Genomic DNA, 20,259 nt, shown 5'->3' with positions numbered 1-20,259 from the left:
CTGATTTTTTCTGAAAATGTTTTAATTATGAAAATTAAGCCAGTAGTATTTTTATTGATAGTTTCTGTTTTGGCAGTTTCATGCGATTATTTTTCTAATCCTAATGATAAAATGATTAGTATTCTGGGAGCAAGAAAGAAGATGTATAATGTCAAAAATAATCCTTTTGCAGCTCAGGCAGAAGTCGCTTATTACGATTCCATAATTAACAGTTCTGATGAAGGCTTTTTCAAATTATTCAACGAATTAAATAAAGGAAATGCTTTGTTGAAATTCGGGAAAGAAGCTGAATCTGTGTCAATTATGGAAAATGCCATCAAAAGAAAAAAAGCGATTGATGGCAAAGATGATCCGCAAGCGTTAAAATGTTTGGCAATTGCTTATATGAGACTTGGCGAAAAGCAAAATTGTGTCAATTATCACAATCCAGAATCGTGTATAATGCCCATTCAAAAAAATGGCATTCACACGATACGACAAGGTTCTCAAAATGCAATCGAAATTTATAAGAAATTATTAGACATCGATCCAAATGATTATGAATCAAGATGGTTGCTTAATATTGCTTACATGACATTAGGCGGTTATCCTTCAAACGTTCCTCAAAAATGGCTGATACCTAATCTGAATAAAGATGATTCGGACTATCATGTAAAACCGTTTTTGGATGTTGCGCCAAACGTGGGCATAAAAAGCAGAAATATGTCGGGCGGAGTAATTGTTGATGATTTCAATAATGATGATTATCTGGATATTGTTACTTCAGATTGGAGTTTGGATGGCGTTATGCATTACTATCAAAATGATCTAAAAGGAAAATTTTCAGATGTATCCAAAATTTCAGAAATAGGCAGATTTAAAGGCGGTCTGAATATGATCCAGGCAGATTATGACAATGACAGCGATGTTGATATTTTTGTTTTAAGAGGAGCTTGGATGCATAAATTCGGCAGACAACCTAATTCATTATTACGCAACAACGGCGATGGCACTTTTACTGATGTCACTATTAAAAGTGGTTTGTATTCTGAATTTCCTACTCAAGCCGGAAACTGGAATGATTTTAATAATGACGGCTATTTAGATTTATTTATTGGCAATGAATCTTCAAATGATGGATCATATCCTTCTGAATTGTACATCAACAATCAGGATGGGACATTTACAAATGTTGCAAAAGAAGCAAAATGTGACATTGTTGCTTTTATCAAAGGAGCAACGTCGGCAGATTATGATAATGATGGCGATATTGATTTGTTTCTTTCTGGAATGAATAAAAAGAAGATATTATTAAAAAATACCGGACTTAAAAATGGCATTCCGCAATTTAAAGATGTTACAGACGAAGCTGGTTTAGCTGGAATCAATGTAATGACTTTTCCAACTTGGTTTTGGGATTACGACAATGATGGCTGGCAGGATATTTTTGTTTGCGGTTATCAGTTCAACGGATCGATTGCTGGTGAAACTGCGATGGAAGCATTAAATATTCCGAATGGAAGCAGCAAAATGTATTTGTACCACAATAATCATGACGGTACCTTCTCTGATGTTTCTGTGGTGTCCGGTTTAAGCAAAACAGTGTTTGCAATGGGCTCCAATTTTGGAGATTTTGACAACGATGGCTTTTTGGACATGTATCTCGGAACCGGAAATCCAGATTATAAATCTTTGTCTCCAAATAAATTATTCAGAAACATCGGAAACGGAAAATTTGCAGATGTAACTGTTTCCAGCCGTATGGGGAATTTGCAAAAAGGACACGGCGTAGCGTTTAACGATTTCGATAATGATGGCGACAGCGATGTTTTTATAGAAGTTGGAGGCGCTTATTTTGGTGATGCTTTCAATAATTCTTTATACCTGAATCCCGGCCAAAACAACAATCGTTGGATTAAGATAAAACTGGAAGGTACAGAAAGCAATCGTTCTGCCATTGGTGCGAAGGTAAAAGTAAGCTTTAAAGAAAACGGCATTTCACGATCTGTTTACAGGATTTTAAATTCAGGTGGAAGTTTTGGAGCATCGGCATTGCGAATGGAAATAGGTATTGGACAAGCATCAATTATCGACCAAATCGAAATTATCTGGCCAAAAAATCAGAAAAAGCAAGTGTTTAAAAATGTAAAGCCTAATCAATTCATCAAAATTATTGAAGGCGAAAAAGAATTTTCAAACATCAATCTTAAAAAACTTTCCTTTCCAACAGCGGGAGCAAGATCACCTATTTGTATGTGATAAATTGCTCGGAGTTAAGAGATTAATCCATTAGACAAATTGATAAATTTTTAAAGTATAAAAATGAAAAATATAAATACGATAGCAGGTTTTTTGAGCATTGTGAGCTTACTATTACTTGCAAGCTGTTCTAAAGATTCTGATCAAAAAATCTTTACGACTTTAGACCGTTCTGATACAGGAATTGATTTCAGTAATAACTTGACAGAAAATGATTCCCTTAATTATTTCACTTACAATTATATTTATTTGGGTGGAGGAGTTGCAACTGGAGATATCAATAACGATGGTTTAGTTGATATTTATTTTACAGGAAATCAGGTTTCAAATAAATTATACTTGAACAAAGGGAATCTAAAATTTGAAGATATTACGGAAAAAGCTGGTGTAGGAGGTGATAGCCGTTGGTATACCGGAGTAGCTATGGCAGATGTTAATGGTGACGGATTTTTGGATATTTATTGTAGTGTTGGAGGGAAATTCGGACCTAAAAACAATCAATTGTATATCAATAACGGAAACGGAACCTTCACAGAAAAAGCCAAAGAATACGGGATTGATGATGTTGGAAACAGCGTTCAGGGAACTTTTTTCGATTATGATAAAGACGGAGATCTAGATTTGTTTGTTGCCAATTATCCTCCTACTAAATTCAATTCGGCCACGGGCGATTATGTACAAATGATGCTTCATGTCAAAGACAATGAATCGGGGCATTTGTATCGAAATGATGGAAATCATTTTACAAATGTTACCGAACAAGCAGGTGTAAAAAACTATGGTTTGTCATTAAGCGCTACCGTGGGCGATTTAAACAATGATAGTTGGCCTGATATTTACGTTTCAAATGATTTCAACTCACCCGATTTCTTGTACATAAACAATCAGGATGGTACTTTTAAGGAAGTGGTAAAAGAGGCAATGGCGCATAATTCATTTTACGGAATGGGCGTTGATATTTCAGATTTTAACAACGACGGAAATTTAGATCTTTTTCAGGTTGATATGGATGCGAAGGACAATCGCCGTAAAAAAGCAAACATGTCGAGTATGAATCCAAAACTTTTTTGGGATGTCATTGATGCAGGTTTTAATTACCAATACATGCACAATTGTATGCAGTTAAACACCGGTGTTTATGAAAACGGAATTCCGCATTTTGGCAATGTATCACGTATCACCGGAACATCATCTACAGATTGGAGCTGGGGACCTTTATTCGCCGATTTTGACAACGACGGAAATAAAGATTTGTTTGTAACTAACGGAACTCGAAGAGAAATTAATAACAATGATTTCTTTCATAGCCTTGAAACTTTAAATCTAAAACCAAAAGATTTGCTAAAAAAATCTCAGGAAATTCCATCTGAGAAAATTGATAATTTCATGTTTCAAAACAATGGAAATTTAAATTTTGAGCAGGCAAATAAAAAATGGGGAATTGAATATAAAGGTTTTTCAAATGGCGTTGCTTACGTCGATTTAGATAACGATGGCGACTTGGATATTGTAGTAAATAATATCGACGATTATGCGTCAGTTTTCGAAAATTCAAGTTCAAAACTCAACAATTATCTCAAAGTAGATTTCAAAGGCAATTCAAAAAATGTTTATGGTCTTGGAAATCGAGTTTATGTGAGAACCAAAAAAGGAACTCAAATGCAAGAACTTACTTTAACAAGAGGATTTCAGTCGTCTGTTGCTCCTGAATTGCATTTTGGTGTAGGTAAAGAAAACACAATTGATGAAGTTAAAGTGGTTTGGACAAATGGCAAAGTGCAAAAACTAAACAATGTAAAAGCGAATCAAACACTTCATTTTAAAGAGCAGGATGCTAAAGAAGAAATTGTAGCGAAAACAGCTCCGAAAAGTCAATTATTTGCAACAGAAACCAAGATTTTTCCAGTTTACAAACACGAAGAAAATAAATACGATGATTTTAAGGATCAGGTTTTATTGCCTCATAAAATGTCAACTTTTGGTCCTGTGATTGCTGTAGGTGATTTGAATAAAGATGGTCTTGATGATTATTTTATTGGAGGTTCTGCAACTTATTCTGGGAAAATGTTTTTTCAGACTAAAAATGGTTTTGTCGAAAAAAGCATTCCAGCATTGGAATTAGATAAAGCTAGTGAAGATACAGGAACATTAATTTTTGACGCAGATAATGATGGAGATAACGATTTGTATGTGGTAAGCGGTGGTTACGAATTTTTGATTAATGATCCAAAATTGCAAGACAGATTATATATCAACAACGGAAAAGGTGATTTTACTAAAGCTTCGGCAGGAGTATTGCCATCAATGTTAGTAAGCGGTTCAAAAGTGTACCCGATTGATTATGATAAAGATGGAAAACAGGATCTTTTGGTTTTAGGAAGACAGGTTCCAGGACAATATCCTTCACCAACAACAACTTATTTGTTGCACAATATAAGCACAGCAACACAACCAAAATTTGAAATTTCTAAGAAAGCTCCTAAAGAATTTATTAATCTCGGAATGGCGACAAGCGCTGTAATTACAGATATCAACAATGATAAATTAGATGATATTATTGTTGTAGGTGAATGGATGCCTATCCGAATTTTTCAAAATTCAAAAGCAGGTTTCAAAGAAGTTACAAAAGAAATGGGACTTAACGATGATACTACCGGTTGGTGGTGGAGCATTCAACAAGGCGATTTTGATAAGGATGGCGACATGGATTATATTGTTGGAAATAACGGCTTGAACTACAAATACAAAGCAACTCCAGATGAAACCTTCGATATTTTTGTGAAAGATTTTGATAATGACAAACACAAAGATATTGTACTGAGTTATTACAATGATGGAAAACAATATCCGGTGCGTGGCCGTGGTTGTTCGTCACAGCAAATTCCGAATATCAAAAAGAAATTCAAAGACTACGAAAGTTTTTCAGAAGCTACTCTTGTTGATGTTTATACCGAAAAGTCACTTAAAGAAGCCCTGCATTACAAAGTAAAATCTTTTGCCAGTATTTATTTGGAAAATAAGAACGGAAAATTCGTAATTCATGAATTACCTGTTGATGCGCAACTGAGCTGTATCAATCAAATAATGGTAGATGATTATGACAAAGATGGAAATCTTGATGCGTTAATTACAGGAAACATGTACAATTCTGAAGTTGAAACGCCTCGAAACGATGCCGGTCATGGATTATTTTTAAAAGGAAATGGAAAAGGAAAATTCAAATCGGTGACAGCAGTTGAAAGCGGATTCTTTACTCCGGGAGACGTCAAAAACATGGAAAAAATAAAAGTTCAAGGGAAAACATATCTTCTGGTTACTAAAAACAATTCCTTTTTGCAAAGCGTCAGGATTAATTAACGTAAAAAAAAGTCGAGAGAAGTTTTTGAACTCTCATTTTGGGTTCAGTTTTGACTTTCTAAAAACAATACTTACAGTGTCTCTAAGACATTGTAAGGACTTGTTTTTACACACACTTTATTAACTAATCCTAAAATTCAAGACAAATGAAAACTACTTTTAATTCTTTCTATTTCTCATTAAGTGAAAAAATAGGAAAACATAGTGTTTCCATAATGCGCATGGCTCTTGTCATCATTTACATTTGGTTCGGACTTCTAAAAATCTTTGGTCTTAGTCCTGCAGGCGACATGGTGGCGAAAACTGTTTTTTGGCTAAAGCCAGAATTCTTTATTCCAATTCTTGGAATTTGTGAAGTATGTATCGGATTGGGATTGCTCTTTAGAAAATTAATTCCGGTAACTATTGTGCTGTTATTATTGCACATGATGGCAACGCTATCCACTTTTTTCATTCTAAAATCCAGTTGTTTTGAAATCTTTCCTTATGAACCAACATTAGCTGGTCAATACGTTATTAAAAATATTGTTTTGGTAGCAGGCGCACTGGTTATTGCAGGCAAATACAACGAAGATTATTATGCAGCAATGAGCTTGAAAAAAGAGCAGGAAAAATTTACTGCGAACGTTGCCATTCAGAATCAACAAATGCTGAATGAGTAAATAGAAAACAAACTATTAACCAACAAACAAATTAAAAATGAAAAAAATATACTTGTGTTTTCTCTTCATAATTTCCCTTATGATGAATGCACAAACTGATATAGATGCGCTTATGATGAAGAAAAATGATTTTTGCTTCGGGGCGGTTTATCAATACAGTAGTTGGAACGAATATTGGGAAGGCATTTATAAAAGAGAAAATCTTAATCTCGGAACGGTATCCGCTCAAGGTCCTGCTTTTATGGGGAATTACGGAATATTCGACAAGTTAAATTTTCTTTTAACTGTTCCTTATGTTGAAACTAAAGCAACAGCAGGAACTATGAAAGGTCAAAAAGGAATACAGGATTTAACTTTCACTTTAAAATACATGCCAATTAAAAAAAATATTGGTAATGTCAAGTATGCATTAATTGTTTTAGGAAGTTATTCAACGCCTGGATCAGATTATGCTGCCGATTATTTGCCATTAAGCCTTGGTCTTGGGAGCAATACAGGAACACTTAGATTGATGGGAGATGTCCAGTATCGCCATTTTTTTGCTACTTTCTCTGGAGCTTATCTGAAAAGAGGAAACATCACAATTGATCGAAATTCCTATTTAGATAATGAAATTCATTACACCAATGAAGTAGATATGCCAGATTTAATAAATGTCAATTTTAGATTCGGATATCGCTCCTCAAGACTGATTGCAGAAGCTATTATCGACAATTCGGTTACACAATCTGGAGGTTTTGATATTACAAAAAACAACATGCCTTTTCCTAGCAATACCATGAATGCTTTTAAATTGGGTGTGAATGGAAAATATACGGTTATAAAACAACCTGAATTATCTATTGTAGGCGGATATAATGTAGTAACAGAAGGTAGAAATGTGGGAGAAGCAACTTCATTTTATGGAGGTATTTTCTATCTGATTAATTTTAATAAAAAAGGCAAGTAAGATGAAAAATAATATAAAAAATATAGTTTTAAAAAGTCTGATATTACTTTTTGCAGTCGGATTAATTTATTCGTGTGATGATGATATTACACCACGCAATGAGCAGTTTCCGCAATTAAGCCCGACAAATACAGATGCTGAAGCTGGCACTTGGAAAACCTATCTTTTGACCGCACCAGATGAATTTACAATAGATGTTCCCGTTGCGACAAATTCACCTGCATATACCAGAGAGATTAATGAAATAAAGAGTTTTCAGGTCGATATTACAAAAGAACAAAAAAGAATAATCGAGTATTGGAGCGTAGGTAGTGTGCTGCGATGGAATGAAATTTTGAGAACATTGGTAGCGAGACACAATCGTCCACCGTATCAAAATGAAGATGGAACTTATCCGGCACCTTCAGCGGCAAATCCGTTTGCTTATCCTCAATTTCCATTTTCTAATCCGCCTTATGCCGCAAGAGCTTATGCTTATGTAAGTGCCGCTCAATATGATGCGCTAGTTGCGGCATGGTATTATAAAAAGATTTACAACAGGGCAGCGCCTTATACTGTTGATCCAAGTTTGCAAGTTTTAATTCCTAAAAGTACTTTGCCGTCTTTCCCTTCAGAAGATGCTGTTGTGACAGGAGTTACGGTAGAGCTTTTAAAATTATTATTCCCTACTGAAATTGCTTATGTAAACGAAAAGGCAGAAGAAGAAAAACTATACCGAATTATCAGTGGTGCAAATGTTCGTTCTGATGTTGATGCCGGAATAATTTTAGGAAGAAAGGTTGCGGCAAAATTCATCACTCGTGCTTCAACTGATGGAGCAGGAGCTGCTATTGGTACACCAGCAATTTGGGCAGCATTAGAATCTGAGACTGCAGCAAAAGGCGAAACTCCTTGGAAATCATTAGAAGTGCCCGCAAGACCGCCAATGTTGCCTTTATTTGGAAAAGTAAAATCATTTTTAATGACTGAAGCTGATGTAGTTGCAAATCGTCCTCCGGCACCTCCTTCAACAAAATCTGAAGCTTTTGCTAAAGAATTAGCTGAGATTAAAATGTTTAGTCAGGACAAGTCTCGTGAACATTTGGAAATTGTAAGTTTTTGGGCCGATGGAGTAGATACGTACACGCCTCCAGGGCATTGGAACGCGATTGCTTCTGAAACTTTTGTACAACAATCCTACAGCGAGGTTCGCTGGGCAAGAAATTTGGCTTTATTAAATGTTGCCATGATGGATGCAGCGATAAGTTGCTGGGATGCAAAATATGCTTATTTCAATCCACGCCCTTGTCAAATGGATCCTTCAATTAAAACCACTGCGGGAGTACCTAATTTTCCGGCTTATGTTTCGGGGCATTCTACTTTTAGCGCTTCTGCCTGTGCGGTTTTATCACATTTTATTCCGGCTAAAAAAATGGAATATGAAGCAATGGCTTTAGAGGCATCAAACTCAAGAATGTATGGCGCAATACATTATCGAAGTGATTGTGAAAAAGGTTTGGCATTAGGTAAAAAAGTAGCTGCTTTTGCACTTGCAAGAGCAAGTAGTGATGGAGCTGAATAATAGAAAATATAATTAATTATATATTTAAACCTGACGCTAAAATGTGTCAGGTTTTTTATTTTTATATTAAAGTTATTTAAGTCGTTTTTATCTTCTTTCTTTTAGATCGGTTTCAATCTGGATTTCCATTTTTTTATCGATGATGTAGTAGCATAATAAAACTGCGCTAATAATGAAAATGAAGCCAGGATAAATACTTATAGAAAGTTTAATTCCTTCTAATGCTGCCGGAACCTGATTTGCTTCTTCGGCTACATAGCCATATTTAGACAAAAAAGCGGCTCCTAATGCACCACCAATACTGATTCCTATTTTTAACCCTAATAGCATCGCCGAAAAAACAGTAGCAGTTGCTCTTCGATTGTTTTTCCATTCGCTATAATCAGCCACATCGGCAATCATTGCCCATAGTAAAGGAATTGTTATGCCATAAAGAAAGCCATGAACTAATTGCGTTATAAAAACTATTTTAATAGCAGTTCTGCTGTAAAAATTAAAAAGTAGCAGACTGATGGCTGATAAAAAAATAAAAGCGATATATATGTTTCGCTTGCCGAAAAAATCTGCCAGTGATTTTGAAAAAATAATACCAATAATCATAAAAATAATTCCTCCTGCATTAAAAAGACTAAAAGCAGAGGTTGGAACATCTTTTGGCCATTGAAGATCTACAAATCCCATGTTTATTAAAGAATTATTCAGGTTTTCAATAAACGAAGTAAAGCCAATATCATTCAGAAAAACGGTTTGTGCGGCTGGATCTAAATAATATTTGAAATAAAAAACATACATTCCGCCTTTTAAAGACAAGGTTATAAATACTAAAATAGTAACCAGTACCATAATCAACCAAGGTCCGTTTTTGGACAAATCCATGAAATCTTGCTTTATTGAGGATTCTTGATTTTTTGATGGTATGATTCTTTCTTTGGTTGTAAAAAACGTGATCAGCAGACAAATTGTGCCTATGATAGCAAACAATATCATCGTATTTTTAAAACCTACTGCTTTATCACCATGCCCAAAAATCAAGACCAAGGGCAATAAAAGGGACTGAATTACAAATTGAGCAATCATTACAGCAACAAAACGATAAGATGAAAGGCTGTTTCTTTCTTTCATATCGCCTGTTAAAACACCACTCAGAGCAACATATGGCAAATTATTCGCAGAGTAGATTAATACTAGGAAAAAATAAGTCAGTAACGTATAGATAATTTTCCCGGTTTCGTTAAAATTTGGGGTTAAAAAAGTTAGTACAGAACCAATTCCAAAAGGTAACGCAGTCCATAAAATCCAAGGTCTGAATTTTCCCCAATGACTTTGAGTACGATCAGCAATAATACCCATAATGATATTAAAAAAAGCACCAATAAAACCGCCAATAAAAATAATAATACTTGCAGTTCCGGCAGGAATTTTATAAACATCGGTATAAAAGAAAGCCAAAAAAGTAAGCAAAGTTTGAAAAATCAAATTCGCTGCAAAATCTCCCAAACCATAGCCTATTTTTTCTAGCACAGAAAGTTTGTCAGATGTTTTACTCACATATACGTATTGTTTTTTGCTTCGATCAGTGAAATGGTTTAGGGTTAAAATAGTATTGAGTTTTTTCATTTGCAAAAATTTCCTTCTTTAATAATTTGAATAAAATGCTACTTGTAAAAATAGCTTGAAAGTTGAAATAAGATTGTCACTTTTGAAGCCTTTAATAGAACATTTGAAGCATTCTTTCGTTTCCATAAATCTTTTAAATATAAATTGCTATTTTAGCTTCATAAGTTTCTAAAAACTTCTGCAACCCAAGTCATTATTCACACTTTTACATTTTATTTATATGCGTATTCAATACCTTTTATTTTTTGTTTTCTGCGTTTTTTTAAGTTGCGATAAAAAACAGAATCAAAAAGAATATCATAAATATACGAATGATTTGATCAATGAGACAAGTCCGTATCTTTTGCAACATGCGCATAATCCAGTAAATTGGAAAGCCTGGAATAAGGAAACTTTAGATCAGGCAAAAGCAGAAAATAAACTTATCATTATTTCGGTAGGATATTCTTCCTGTCACTGGTGTCACGTTATGGAAAAAGAAAGTTTTGAAAACGATTCTGTTGCCAAATTAATGAATGACAATTTCATCAGCATAAAAGTAGATCGGGAAGAACGTCCAGACATCGACCAGATTTATATGAATGCCGTACAATTGATGACCGGCGAAGGCGGGTGGCCGTTAAATTGCATTGCGCTTCCAGATGGCCGACCTATTTTTGGTGGTACTTATTTTACAAAAGAGCAATGGACAAAAGCTCTAACCGAAATTTCTAATTTATATAAGAAAGATCCAAACAAAGCAAGCGAATATGCAGACAAATTAGTAAAAGGAATTCAAGAATCACAATTAATTGCTGTAAATACTAAAGATGCTAATTTTAATAAAACGGAGATTTCGACTGCTTTAAAATCATGGAAAGAACATTTTGATTATAAAGATGGAGGTTTAGTTGGTCAAACCAAATTTCCAATGGCAGCTTCTTTGCAGTTTTTGCTTCGTTATAGTGTTCAGAATAATGATAAATCGATTCAAAATTTTGTTTTCAATACCATGACAAAAATGGCCGATGGCGGAATCTATGATGCTATTGGCGGTGGATTTTCTAGGTATTCAGTAGATGTAAAATGGCATATTCCTCATTTTGAAAAAATGCTGTACGATAATGCGCAGTTAGTAAGTTTATATTCCGATGCCTATTTGGTTTCGAAAAATGAACTTTATAAAAAAACAGTCTCTGAGACTCTGAATTTTGTAGAAAAAGAACTTATGGCCTCGAACGGAGCTTTTTATTCGTCTATAGATGCTGACAGCAAAAACAAAGAAAAAAAATTAGAGGAAGGCGCATATTATGTTTGGGATAAAAAAGAATTGCAATCAGTATTAAAATCAGATTATCAGCTTTTCCAGAACTATTACAATATTAATGAACATGGTTTATGGGAAAACCAGAAATACGTCTTGCTTAAAAATCAGTCAGATAAAGAGTTTGCTGTTCAAAACAAATTGACTTCAGCTCAATTGGATTCAAAAATTAAAAACTGGAAGCAAATACTTTTAGCAGCAAGAAATAAAAGACCTCGTCCGCATGTCGACAATAAAACATTGACTTCATGGAATGCTTTAATGATAAAAGGTTATGTATCTGCTTATAGAGCATTTAAGAATCCGCATTATAAAGAGGTTGCTTTAAAAAATGCCAATTTTATTTGGGATAACCAATTGCAAAAAGATGGAAGTTTGAATCATAGTTATAAAGATGGCAAAAGCAGTATTTCTGGTTTTGCAGAAGATTATGCCAGTGTTGTAGATGCATTTATTGCGTTATATCAAATTACTCTTGACGAGAAATGGCTAACCAAATCAAAACAATTAACTGATTACAGTCTTAAACATTTTCAGGATAAAAAATCAAACCTTTTTTATTTTGCATCTGATGCTTCGACAGGTTTAATTACAAGAAAAATGGAAGTCGTAGATAATGTTATTCCGAGTTCCAACTCAATTCTGGCGCATAATTTATTTTTATTAGGACATTATTATTCTGATGATACGTATTCAGAAACTGCACAGCGAATCTTGAATAATGTAAAAGTCAATGCTTTGGAATCTCCTATGGAACACTATAATTGGCTGGATTTAATGCTGAATTATACAGATAATTATTTTGAAATAGCTATTTCAGGCAAAGATGCCATGTCCAAAACAAATCAACTTCAAAGTTACTATTTGCCTAATATTTTAATTGCTGGATCAACAAAAGAGAGCAGGCTTCCTTTATTAGAAAATCGCTTTGTTGAAAATGAAACTTACATATATGTATGTGTAAACAAAGCGTGCAAGAAACCTGAAGTAGATGTAACTGTAGCTGTAAGCAAAATTAATAACAATTATCTAAAGCAGTATTACGCGAAGACTATTGATTAATAGGTTATTACTGAAATTGTCACTTTTTATTTTTTACGACTTGTATAAAGAATATTGGATAACAGTTCTAAATCTGCAAATATTTTAATTCAGAACGCATTTGAATTACGAAAATTTTAATTTATTGGCTAAAAAAAGACATATATAATTTTATTTTAATGCTTTTTTTGTCAAAAATTGATAAAATTTATCACACAACCGGTTGTGTTTTGATTTATTTTTTTATATTTGTAATAAATACACTTATTCATGATTTGATTAAATTTTGATACCGTTAGTGAATAAGTAAATAAAGTCCAGAATGTGATTAATTGTTTCATTATGAGATAATTAAATGTCGAAAGATAAAAATTGGTTTAAAAGTTTATGGTGGGTTATAAGTGTTATTTTACAGAATCTGTTTATAACTAAGTGCCTTAGTTTTTAAATCGTAAAGCCGGAAGCTTAATCCTTTCGGCTTTTTCATTGCTTCTTAATTATCCTATTTATAATAGAGCTAATCGAATTATCCAAAATCATGAAATTAAAAATTATCATACTGTTTTTTGCCTTGTTTAATCTGTCCCAGATCTGGTCACAAAATATCATTCTGCAATCACCAAATGGAAAAATCAAAACGGCTTTGTATGCTGTAGATTCAACTATAAAAGGTGAATGGTATTTAAAAGTATCTTATAAAACAGCTGACCAGATGACAGAAATAATTCCAAGGATAAATTTAGGTCTTTCCAGAAGCGATCACGATTTTTCAAAAGAACTTCGTTTTTTAAAAGCAACAAAACCAAAACTAATTAAAGAGCATTATGAGCTTCCATTTGGCAAAAAGTCAGTTCGCGAAAATTTGGCCAACGAAATAACAGTTTCTTTTGAAAATCCAAGCAAAGCCAAATTAAATCTTATTATTAGAGCATATAATGATGGCATTACGTTTCGATATGAATTTCCTGAAAAACAAGGTTCTTACATAATAAATGATGAATTTACAGCTTATCAAATACCGAAAGAAAATAAACGATGGCTGGAAAAATGGAATCCGGCAAATGAAGGATTATATGCTTCATCCAGTGATGATGAAATACTTCAACAAGAATGGTGTTATCCAGCATTGTTTAATTCTTCAGATAAATCGTCTTGGTTTCTCCTACATGAAGCTGATTTAGATCGTAGTTATTGCGGAACGAAATTAAGTAATACCAAAGACATCAATACTTATAAACTTACATTTCCTAATCAACAGGATGCCAGAGGAACTGGAGAATCAAAACCAAAAATTTCACTTCCGTGGAAATCACCTTGGCGAGTAATTAGTATTGGAAGCTTAGATGATATTGTTGAAAGTACTTTAGTAGATGATGTTTCAAGGCCAACTACTTTTAAAACGACGAACTGGATAAAACCCGGAAAAGTTTCATGGAATTATTGGTCAAGTAATCACGGAACTAAAGATTATAAAATTGTATGTGATTTTGCAGATTTAGCTGTAGAAATGAACTGGCCTTATACGCTTTTAGATTGGGAATGGGATGCGATGACAAATGGCGGAAATCTAGAAGATGCTTTAAAATACATCCACTCAAAAGGTATTAAACCTTTGATGTGGTATAATTCAGGAGGAGATCATACATGGGTGTCTTCAACGCCAAAAGATCGAATGCTGACGCATAAAAATAGAGTGGAAGAATTTACAAAACTTAAAAAATTGGGCGTTGCTGGAGTTAAAGTTGATTTTTTCGAAAGCGAAAAGCAGGATATGATCAACTATTATCTGGATATTTTAGAAGATGCCGCTCAATTTGAAATCATGGTATATTTTCATGGCTGTATTGTACCGCGAGGCTGGTCAAGAACGTATCCAAATTTAATGACTTATGAAGCTGTGCGCGGAGCGGAATGGTACAATAACGGACCTGAATTTTCGACCACAGCTCCAGAACATAACACGATTTTGCCTTTTACAAGAAATGTAGTAGGAGCAATGGATTATACTCCTGTGACTTTTACCAATTCTCAATTTCCGCATCATACTTCTTATGGACATGAATTGGCACTTTCTGTACTTTTTGAGTCTCCTTTCCAACATGTAGCAGACAGGCCTGAGGGATATAACCAATTACCTGACGAGGCGAAAAACTTCTTAAAAGAAGTTCCAACAACGTGGGACACAACCAAACTTATAGATGGTTATCCAGGCAAAGATGTGATAATAGCGCGCAGAAAAGGAGGCTCTTGGTACATTGGAGGAATTAGTGCCTCAGAACGTGAAGAGCTTACAAAACAAATCAAATTAGATTTTTTAGAAAATGGAATTAATTATCGTGCCGTTGTTATTGCAGATGGCAAACACGATAAAGCCTTTTCTTCTCAAGTTCTGGAAGTAAATAAAGATAAAACTATTGAAGTGAAATTGCTTCGAAGAGGAGGCTTCGTGATTTCATTAATTCCGATTGAAAAGTAAAATAATTACAAAAGAATAACTATTAACCCAAAAACCACAATAATGAAAAACCAAATTAAAATAGCATTTATACTAATGTGCTGTTTGTCAGTAATTAAATTGAAAGCTCAAAACCCTATTATCAAAGATATTTTTACCGCTGATCCAGCTCCAATTGTACATAAAGGCACATTGTACTTATATACAGGCCATGATGTAGCAACGGAGCAGGATACAAACTATAAAATGGCAGATTGGCATGTGTTTTCTACAACCAACATGAAAGACTGGAAAGATCATGGAGCATTGCTTTCACCTAGCACATTTTCGTGGGCTACTGGCGATGCTTACGCCACTCAATGTATTGAAAGAGATGGAAAATTCTATTGGTTTGTTTCTACATTCCATAAAAAAGATGATAGAAGTGGCGGTGGCGCCGCAATTGGCGTAGCGGTTTCTGACAGTCCTGTTGGCCCTTTTAAAGATGCAATTGGCAAAGCGCTAATTATAAATGAAATGACAACAGACATGAAATACGCTTGGGACGATATTGACCCAACAGTATTTGTTGATGATGATGGCCAAGCCTATATGTTTTGGGGAAATGGAAGCTGTAAATGGGTCAAACTTAAAAAGAACATGACAGAATTGGATGGGGAGATCACTACTTTCAAACCTAAAAATTATATCGAAGGACCTTGGGTGTATAAAAGAAAAGGACTTTACTATTTAGTATATGCCAGTGCAGGAACCAAACCAGAAATGATAGAATACTGCACAGCTAAAAGCATTACAGGACCATGGAATTATCAAGGTATTATTCAGGAAAATGTACAAAATAGTTTTACGACGCATCCGGGTATTATTGACTTTAAAGGCAAATCTTATTTTTTCTATCATAACGGAAGTCTGCCAACAGGTGGAAGCTACAGACGTTCAATTTGCGTAGATTATATGCACTATAATAAAGATGGAACAATTCAGAAAATAATACAAACAACTGAAGGTGTGAGCACGATCAAGTAAAAAGGATTTTAATTTTTTATGTTATGAAAAAGAGAATTAGCTTGATTTTTACCTTCTTCATTTTGATTGTTCAGATGGCTGCTTCAGCACAAGGAAAAAAAGCTCAAAATCCGATAATTTTTTCTGATGTGCCCGATCTTTCTATTATCAGAGTGGATAAAAATTATTACATGAGCAGTACTACCATGCACATGAGTCCGGGTTTGCCCATTATGAAATCTACTGATTTGGTTAATTGGACACTAATTAATTATGCCTATGATACTTTGGCAGATATGCCTGAATTAAATTTAACCGATGAGAAAAGTACGTACGGCAGAGGTTCGTGGGCAAGTAGTTTGCGTTTTCACAACGGGAATTATTATGTTACAACTTTTGCGCAAACAACTGGTGAGACGTATATTTTTAAAACAAAAGATATCGAAAAAGGAAATTGGCAAAGGGTTTCTTTTAAACCAGCTTATCATGATCATTCCTTGTTTTTTGATGATGATGGAAAGGCTTATTTAGTTTATGGCTCGAGCCAAATCAAATTAGTAGAATTGAATGATGATTTGACTGGAATCAAAAAAGGCGTTCCTGAAAAAATTATTATAGAAAACGCTAGTCTGCCTGCTGGAAATAACATTATGCTTGGCGCTGAAGGCTCACAATTATTCAAAATTAAGGGCAAATATTATTTGTTTAATATCTGCTGGCCAAAAGACGGAATGCGAACAGTGGTTATTCATAAAGCGGATCATATTACTGGTCCTTGGGAAGGAAAAGTTGGTCTGCAGGATTTAGGTGTTGCACAAGGCGGACTTATCGATACTCCCGATGGACGCTGGTTTTCCTATCTTTTTCGCGATTTTGGCGCCGTTGGCAGAATTCCATATTTAGTTCCCGTAAAGTGGGAAAACGACTGGCCAATTTTGGGAGAAAACAATAAAGTTCCAGAAACTTTAGACTTGCCTGCAAGTAAAGGCTTAATTCCGAATTTGGTCGCTTCTGATGAATTCAATCGAACAAAAGGACAAGAAACATTACCCTTAGTTTGGCAATGGAATCATAATCCGGATAATTCACTTTGGACTTTGAAAGAAAGAAAAGGATTTCTACGCCTTAAAACAGGAAGAATTGACTATGATTTTCTTTCCGCAAGAAATACCTTAACGCAGCGAACTATTGGACCAACGAGCAAAGCTTCTGTTTTATTGGATATTTCTAAAATGAAAGAAGGAGATTTCGCCGGCTTGAGCGCTTTGCAAAAAGAGTACGGATTGGTTGGAATAAAAGCTGAAAACGGACAAAAATTCATTGTAATGAAAAATACTATTTCAGATAAAGCTGTTGAAGTAAAGCAAATTCCACTCAGCCAAAATCAGGTTTATTTAAAGATTGAATGCGATTTTACCAATAAAAAAGATGAAGCAGACTTCTTCTATAGCTTAGATGGAAAAGTTTGGAATCCTATTGGTGAAACTTTAAAAATGAAATATACACTTCCTCACTTTATGGGGTATCGTTTTGGGCTGTTCAATTATGCGACAAAAAATATCGGTGGATATGTAGATTTTGACTGGTTTCGAATTAATTATTAATAAAGATAAAAATGATATTAAATAAAAATTTTACAGGCGAATCCCTCGTAAAACTCCACTATTTAGTGTTGGTTTTGGGATTGATTTTACCGGTTTTGGTTATAAGTCAGAATAAAAAGAAAGCAGAAAAATCAGAATTGAAAACACCTCAATACCGCAATCTTTTTAAAGAGGCAGGATACAGTCAAAGTGATATTGATAAAAAATTAGCAAAAGCCTATTATGATGTTTTTGAAGGACCAAACAAAGTTTATTTTGAAGAAGGTGATTCTTTAGGATATGTATCGGATGTTAAAAACAAAGATGCGCGTACCGAGGGAATGTCGTACGGAATGATGGTTGCGGTTCAGCTTAATAAAAAAGAGGTTTTTGACCGAATTTGGAGATGGTCTGTAAAATACATGCAACATCAAGAGGGGGCAAGAGAAGGCTATTTTGCATGGAGTGTAAATCCTGAAACCAAAAAACAAAATTCGGCTGGATCAGCTTCAGATGGTGAATTGTATTTTGTAACAAGTTTGCTTTTTGCTTCTAACAAATGGGGCAATACTACAGGAATAGATTATTACAAAGAAGCTAGAAAAATATTGGATAATATGTGGAAAAAAGATGGCACTGGCAACATTCACAATATTATCAATACCGAACATAAACAAATTTCATTCGTGCCCGAAGGTGGCGGTTACAATTGGACAGACCCTTCTTATCATGTTCCGGCTTTTTACGAAATATGGGCATTGTATGCGAAAGACGGTCACGAGCAGTTTTATAAAGAATGCGCTGCTGTTTCTCGTGAATTTTTGCATAAAGCAACGCATCCGGTAACAGGATTAAACTCTGATTATGCCGAATTTACAGGCGAACCTCATCCTACACCTTGGATGCCACCCGGATTTAGATATGATTCCTGGCGCGTTCCTATGAATATTGCAATGGATTATACTTGGTACGGAAAAGATAAAAAATGGCAGGAAGAATATGCTTCTAAATTTCAAAATTTCCTTAGATCAAAAGGATTAGAAACATTTGAAGATCAATTCAATCTGGATGGCTCTAAACCTGATTTTATTCTGCAAGCTGGACCGGTCAAAAAACTCAGACACTCCATCGGATTGGTAGCAACTTCGGCTACAGCATCATTAGTAAATAAAGATAAAAAAAGTATCGATTTTGTTCATGCACTTTGGAATGCCAAACTCGAACCTTATGAAGATGGCTATTTTGATCCGTATTATGATGGATTGATGTACCTCTTTAGTTTAATGCATCTAAGCGGAAATTATAAAATTATAACTCCATCAGTTAATTAATTTTTTAAACTTAAAAAATAATACTATGAAACAGTATACAATTGTGATGTTATGGGCATTTATTTTGTCAGCCAGTACTGGTTTTTCACAAGCAAGTCAGACTTCAATTATCGAAGATTTTAAGCCTTCCACGGTTAACCAGCCAGGGCAGGAATATCCTAAAGTTAATTCTCAGGGTTACGCGCGATTTCAAATTTTAGCTCCCGAAGCTAAGTCGGTTGTGGTAAGTCTTGGTTTAGGCGGAGCAAAAGGAGGAACTGCACTCGTTAAAGAGGAAGATGGCTACTGGAGAGGAACTACTGCAGGAGCAATGGATGAAGGATTTCATTATTATCATGTTACGATTGATGGCGGAATTTTTAACGATCCGGGAGCGCTCAACTTTTACGGTTCTACCAGATGGGAAAGTGGGATTGAAATACCAGCTCATGATCAGGATTTTTATGCATTGAAAAGTGTGCCACACGGAAATGTGCAGCAAATTCTTTTTCCTTCTAAAAGTACCAACACTTCACGCAGAGCATTTGTGTATACACCACCAGGTTATCATAAAGATAAAACGAAGCAATATCCGGTTTTGTATTTACAGCATGGTTGGGGAGAAGATGAAACGGCATGGAGCAATCAGGGACGTGTCAATTTAATAATGGATAACTTGATTGCAGAAGGAAAAATAAAACCATTTCTTATTGTAATGACTTACGGAATGACAAATGAAATCAAATTTGGAGGTCTGGCAAGTTTCAAGATTGAACCATTTCAAACTGTTCTTGTTGACGAATTAATTCCGTATATCGACTCAAATTTCCGTACGCTTGCTAATCAAGCCAATCGTGCCATGGCTGGTTTGTCGATGGGAGGGATGGAGACGCACACCATCACGCTTAATAAACCAGAAGTTTTCTCTCATTATGCTCTTCTTAGTGGCGGGATTTATAAACCTGAAGAAATTAAGGATAAATCTAAAGTAAAACTTGTCTTTGTAAGTTGTGGAAGCAAAGAAAGACCTGAAGCAGTAGAAACTTCAATAAAAGCAATGAAAGATGCCGGATATAATGCGGTTTCTTATATCTCTGAAAATACAGCTCACGAATTTTTGACTTGGCGTCGCAGTTTCAAAGAGCTAGCGCCTCTTTTATTTAAGTAGATTTTTCAAC

12 protein-coding genes are annotated in these 20,259 nt (G+C 34.7%); 11 read left to right on the top strand and 1 reads right to left on the bottom strand.

Features of this window, described 5'->3' with window-relative positions:
• Positions 1 to 27: 27 nt before the first annotated feature.
• The 5 genes from SCB73_RS18500 (at position 28) to SCB73_RS18480 (ending at position 8,767) form a co-directional block, all read left to right on the top strand.
• Positions 28 to 2,238, top strand: coding sequence for a CRTAC1 family protein (locus SCB73_RS18500; RefSeq protein ID WP_320567661.1), 2,211 nt, complete (start codon positions 28 to 30; stop codon positions 2,236 to 2,238).
• Positions 2,239 to 2,301: 63 nt separating this feature from the next.
• Positions 2,302 to 5,595: a VCBS repeat-containing protein gene (locus tag SCB73_RS18495; RefSeq protein ID WP_320567660.1), complete on the top strand. Its 3,294-nt coding sequence runs from the start codon at positions 2,302 to 2,304 to the stop codon at positions 5,593 to 5,595.
• A 146-nt stretch (positions 5,596 to 5,741) separates the two neighbouring features.
• Complete coding sequence (locus tag SCB73_RS18490) at positions 5,742 to 6,257, top strand: hypothetical protein (protein WP_320567659.1); 516 nt, start codon at positions 5,742 to 5,744, stop codon at positions 6,255 to 6,257.
• Between the two features lie 37 nt (positions 6,258 to 6,294).
• Positions 6,295 to 7,206, top strand: a complete 912-nt coding sequence (locus SCB73_RS18485; protein WP_320567658.1) for a hypothetical protein — start codon at positions 6,295 to 6,297, stop codon at positions 7,204 to 7,206.
• Position 7,207: 1 nt separating this feature from the next.
• Positions 7,208 to 8,767 carry a vanadium-dependent haloperoxidase gene (locus SCB73_RS18480; protein WP_320567657.1) on the top strand — a complete coding sequence of 520 codons (1,560 nt, stop codon included), beginning with the start codon at positions 7,208 to 7,210 and terminating at the stop codon, positions 8,765 to 8,767.
• An 87-nt stretch (positions 8,768 to 8,854) separates the two neighbouring features.
• Here the strand turns inward: SCB73_RS18480 and SCB73_RS18475 are convergent, their stop codons facing one another.
• Positions 8,855 to 10,384: an MFS transporter gene (locus SCB73_RS18475; RefSeq protein ID WP_413927820.1), complete on the bottom strand. Its 1,530-nt coding sequence runs from the start codon at positions 10,382 to 10,384 to the stop codon at positions 8,855 to 8,857.
• Between the two features lie 220 nt (positions 10,385 to 10,604).
• Between SCB73_RS18475 and SCB73_RS18470 the strand changes: the two genes are divergently transcribed.
• The 6 genes from SCB73_RS18470 to SCB73_RS18445 all read left to right on the top strand — a co-directional run bounded on the left by SCB73_RS18470 (position 10,605) and on the right by SCB73_RS18445 (position 20,249).
• The gene (locus tag SCB73_RS18470) at positions 10,605 to 12,749 is read left to right on the top strand and encodes a thioredoxin domain-containing protein (protein ID WP_320567656.1); all 2,145 of its coding nucleotides are present in this window, start codon (positions 10,605 to 10,607) and stop codon (positions 12,747 to 12,749) included.
• A 517-nt stretch (positions 12,750 to 13,266) separates the two neighbouring features.
• A complete protein-coding gene (locus SCB73_RS18465; protein ID WP_320567655.1) occupies positions 13,267 to 15,204 on the top strand; it encodes a glycoside hydrolase family 97 protein in 1,938 nt (645 codons plus the stop codon).
• A 42-nt stretch (positions 15,205 to 15,246) separates the two neighbouring features.
• Complete coding sequence (locus SCB73_RS18460) at positions 15,247 to 16,209, top strand: glycoside hydrolase family 43 protein (RefSeq protein WP_320567654.1); 963 nt, start codon at positions 15,247 to 15,249, stop codon at positions 16,207 to 16,209.
• A 23-nt stretch (positions 16,210 to 16,232) separates the two neighbouring features.
• A complete protein-coding gene (locus SCB73_RS18455; protein ID WP_320567653.1) occupies positions 16,233 to 17,792 on the top strand; it encodes a glycoside hydrolase family 43 protein in 1,560 nt (519 codons plus the stop codon).
• A gap of 11 nt (positions 17,793 to 17,803) precedes the next feature.
• The gene (locus tag SCB73_RS18450; RefSeq protein WP_320567652.1) at positions 17,804 to 19,102 is read left to right on the top strand and encodes a glycosyl hydrolase family 8; all 1,299 of its coding nucleotides are present in this window, start codon (positions 17,804 to 17,806) and stop codon (positions 19,100 to 19,102) included.
• 25 nt (positions 19,103 to 19,127) lie between these two features.
• Complete coding sequence (locus tag SCB73_RS18445) at positions 19,128 to 20,249, top strand: alpha/beta hydrolase-fold protein (RefSeq protein WP_320567651.1); 1,122 nt, start codon at positions 19,128 to 19,130, stop codon at positions 20,247 to 20,249.
• Positions 20,250 to 20,259: the final 10 nt, after the last annotated feature.

This window comes from Flavobacterium sp. KACC 22761 (genome assembly GCF_034058155.1).
In the GTDB taxonomy this organism is placed as follows: domain Bacteria; phylum Bacteroidota; class Bacteroidia; order Flavobacteriales; family Flavobacteriaceae; genus Flavobacterium.
The sequence above is the reverse complement of the archived record's forward strand: the minus strand, read 5'-3'. Positions and strand labels throughout refer to the sequence as shown.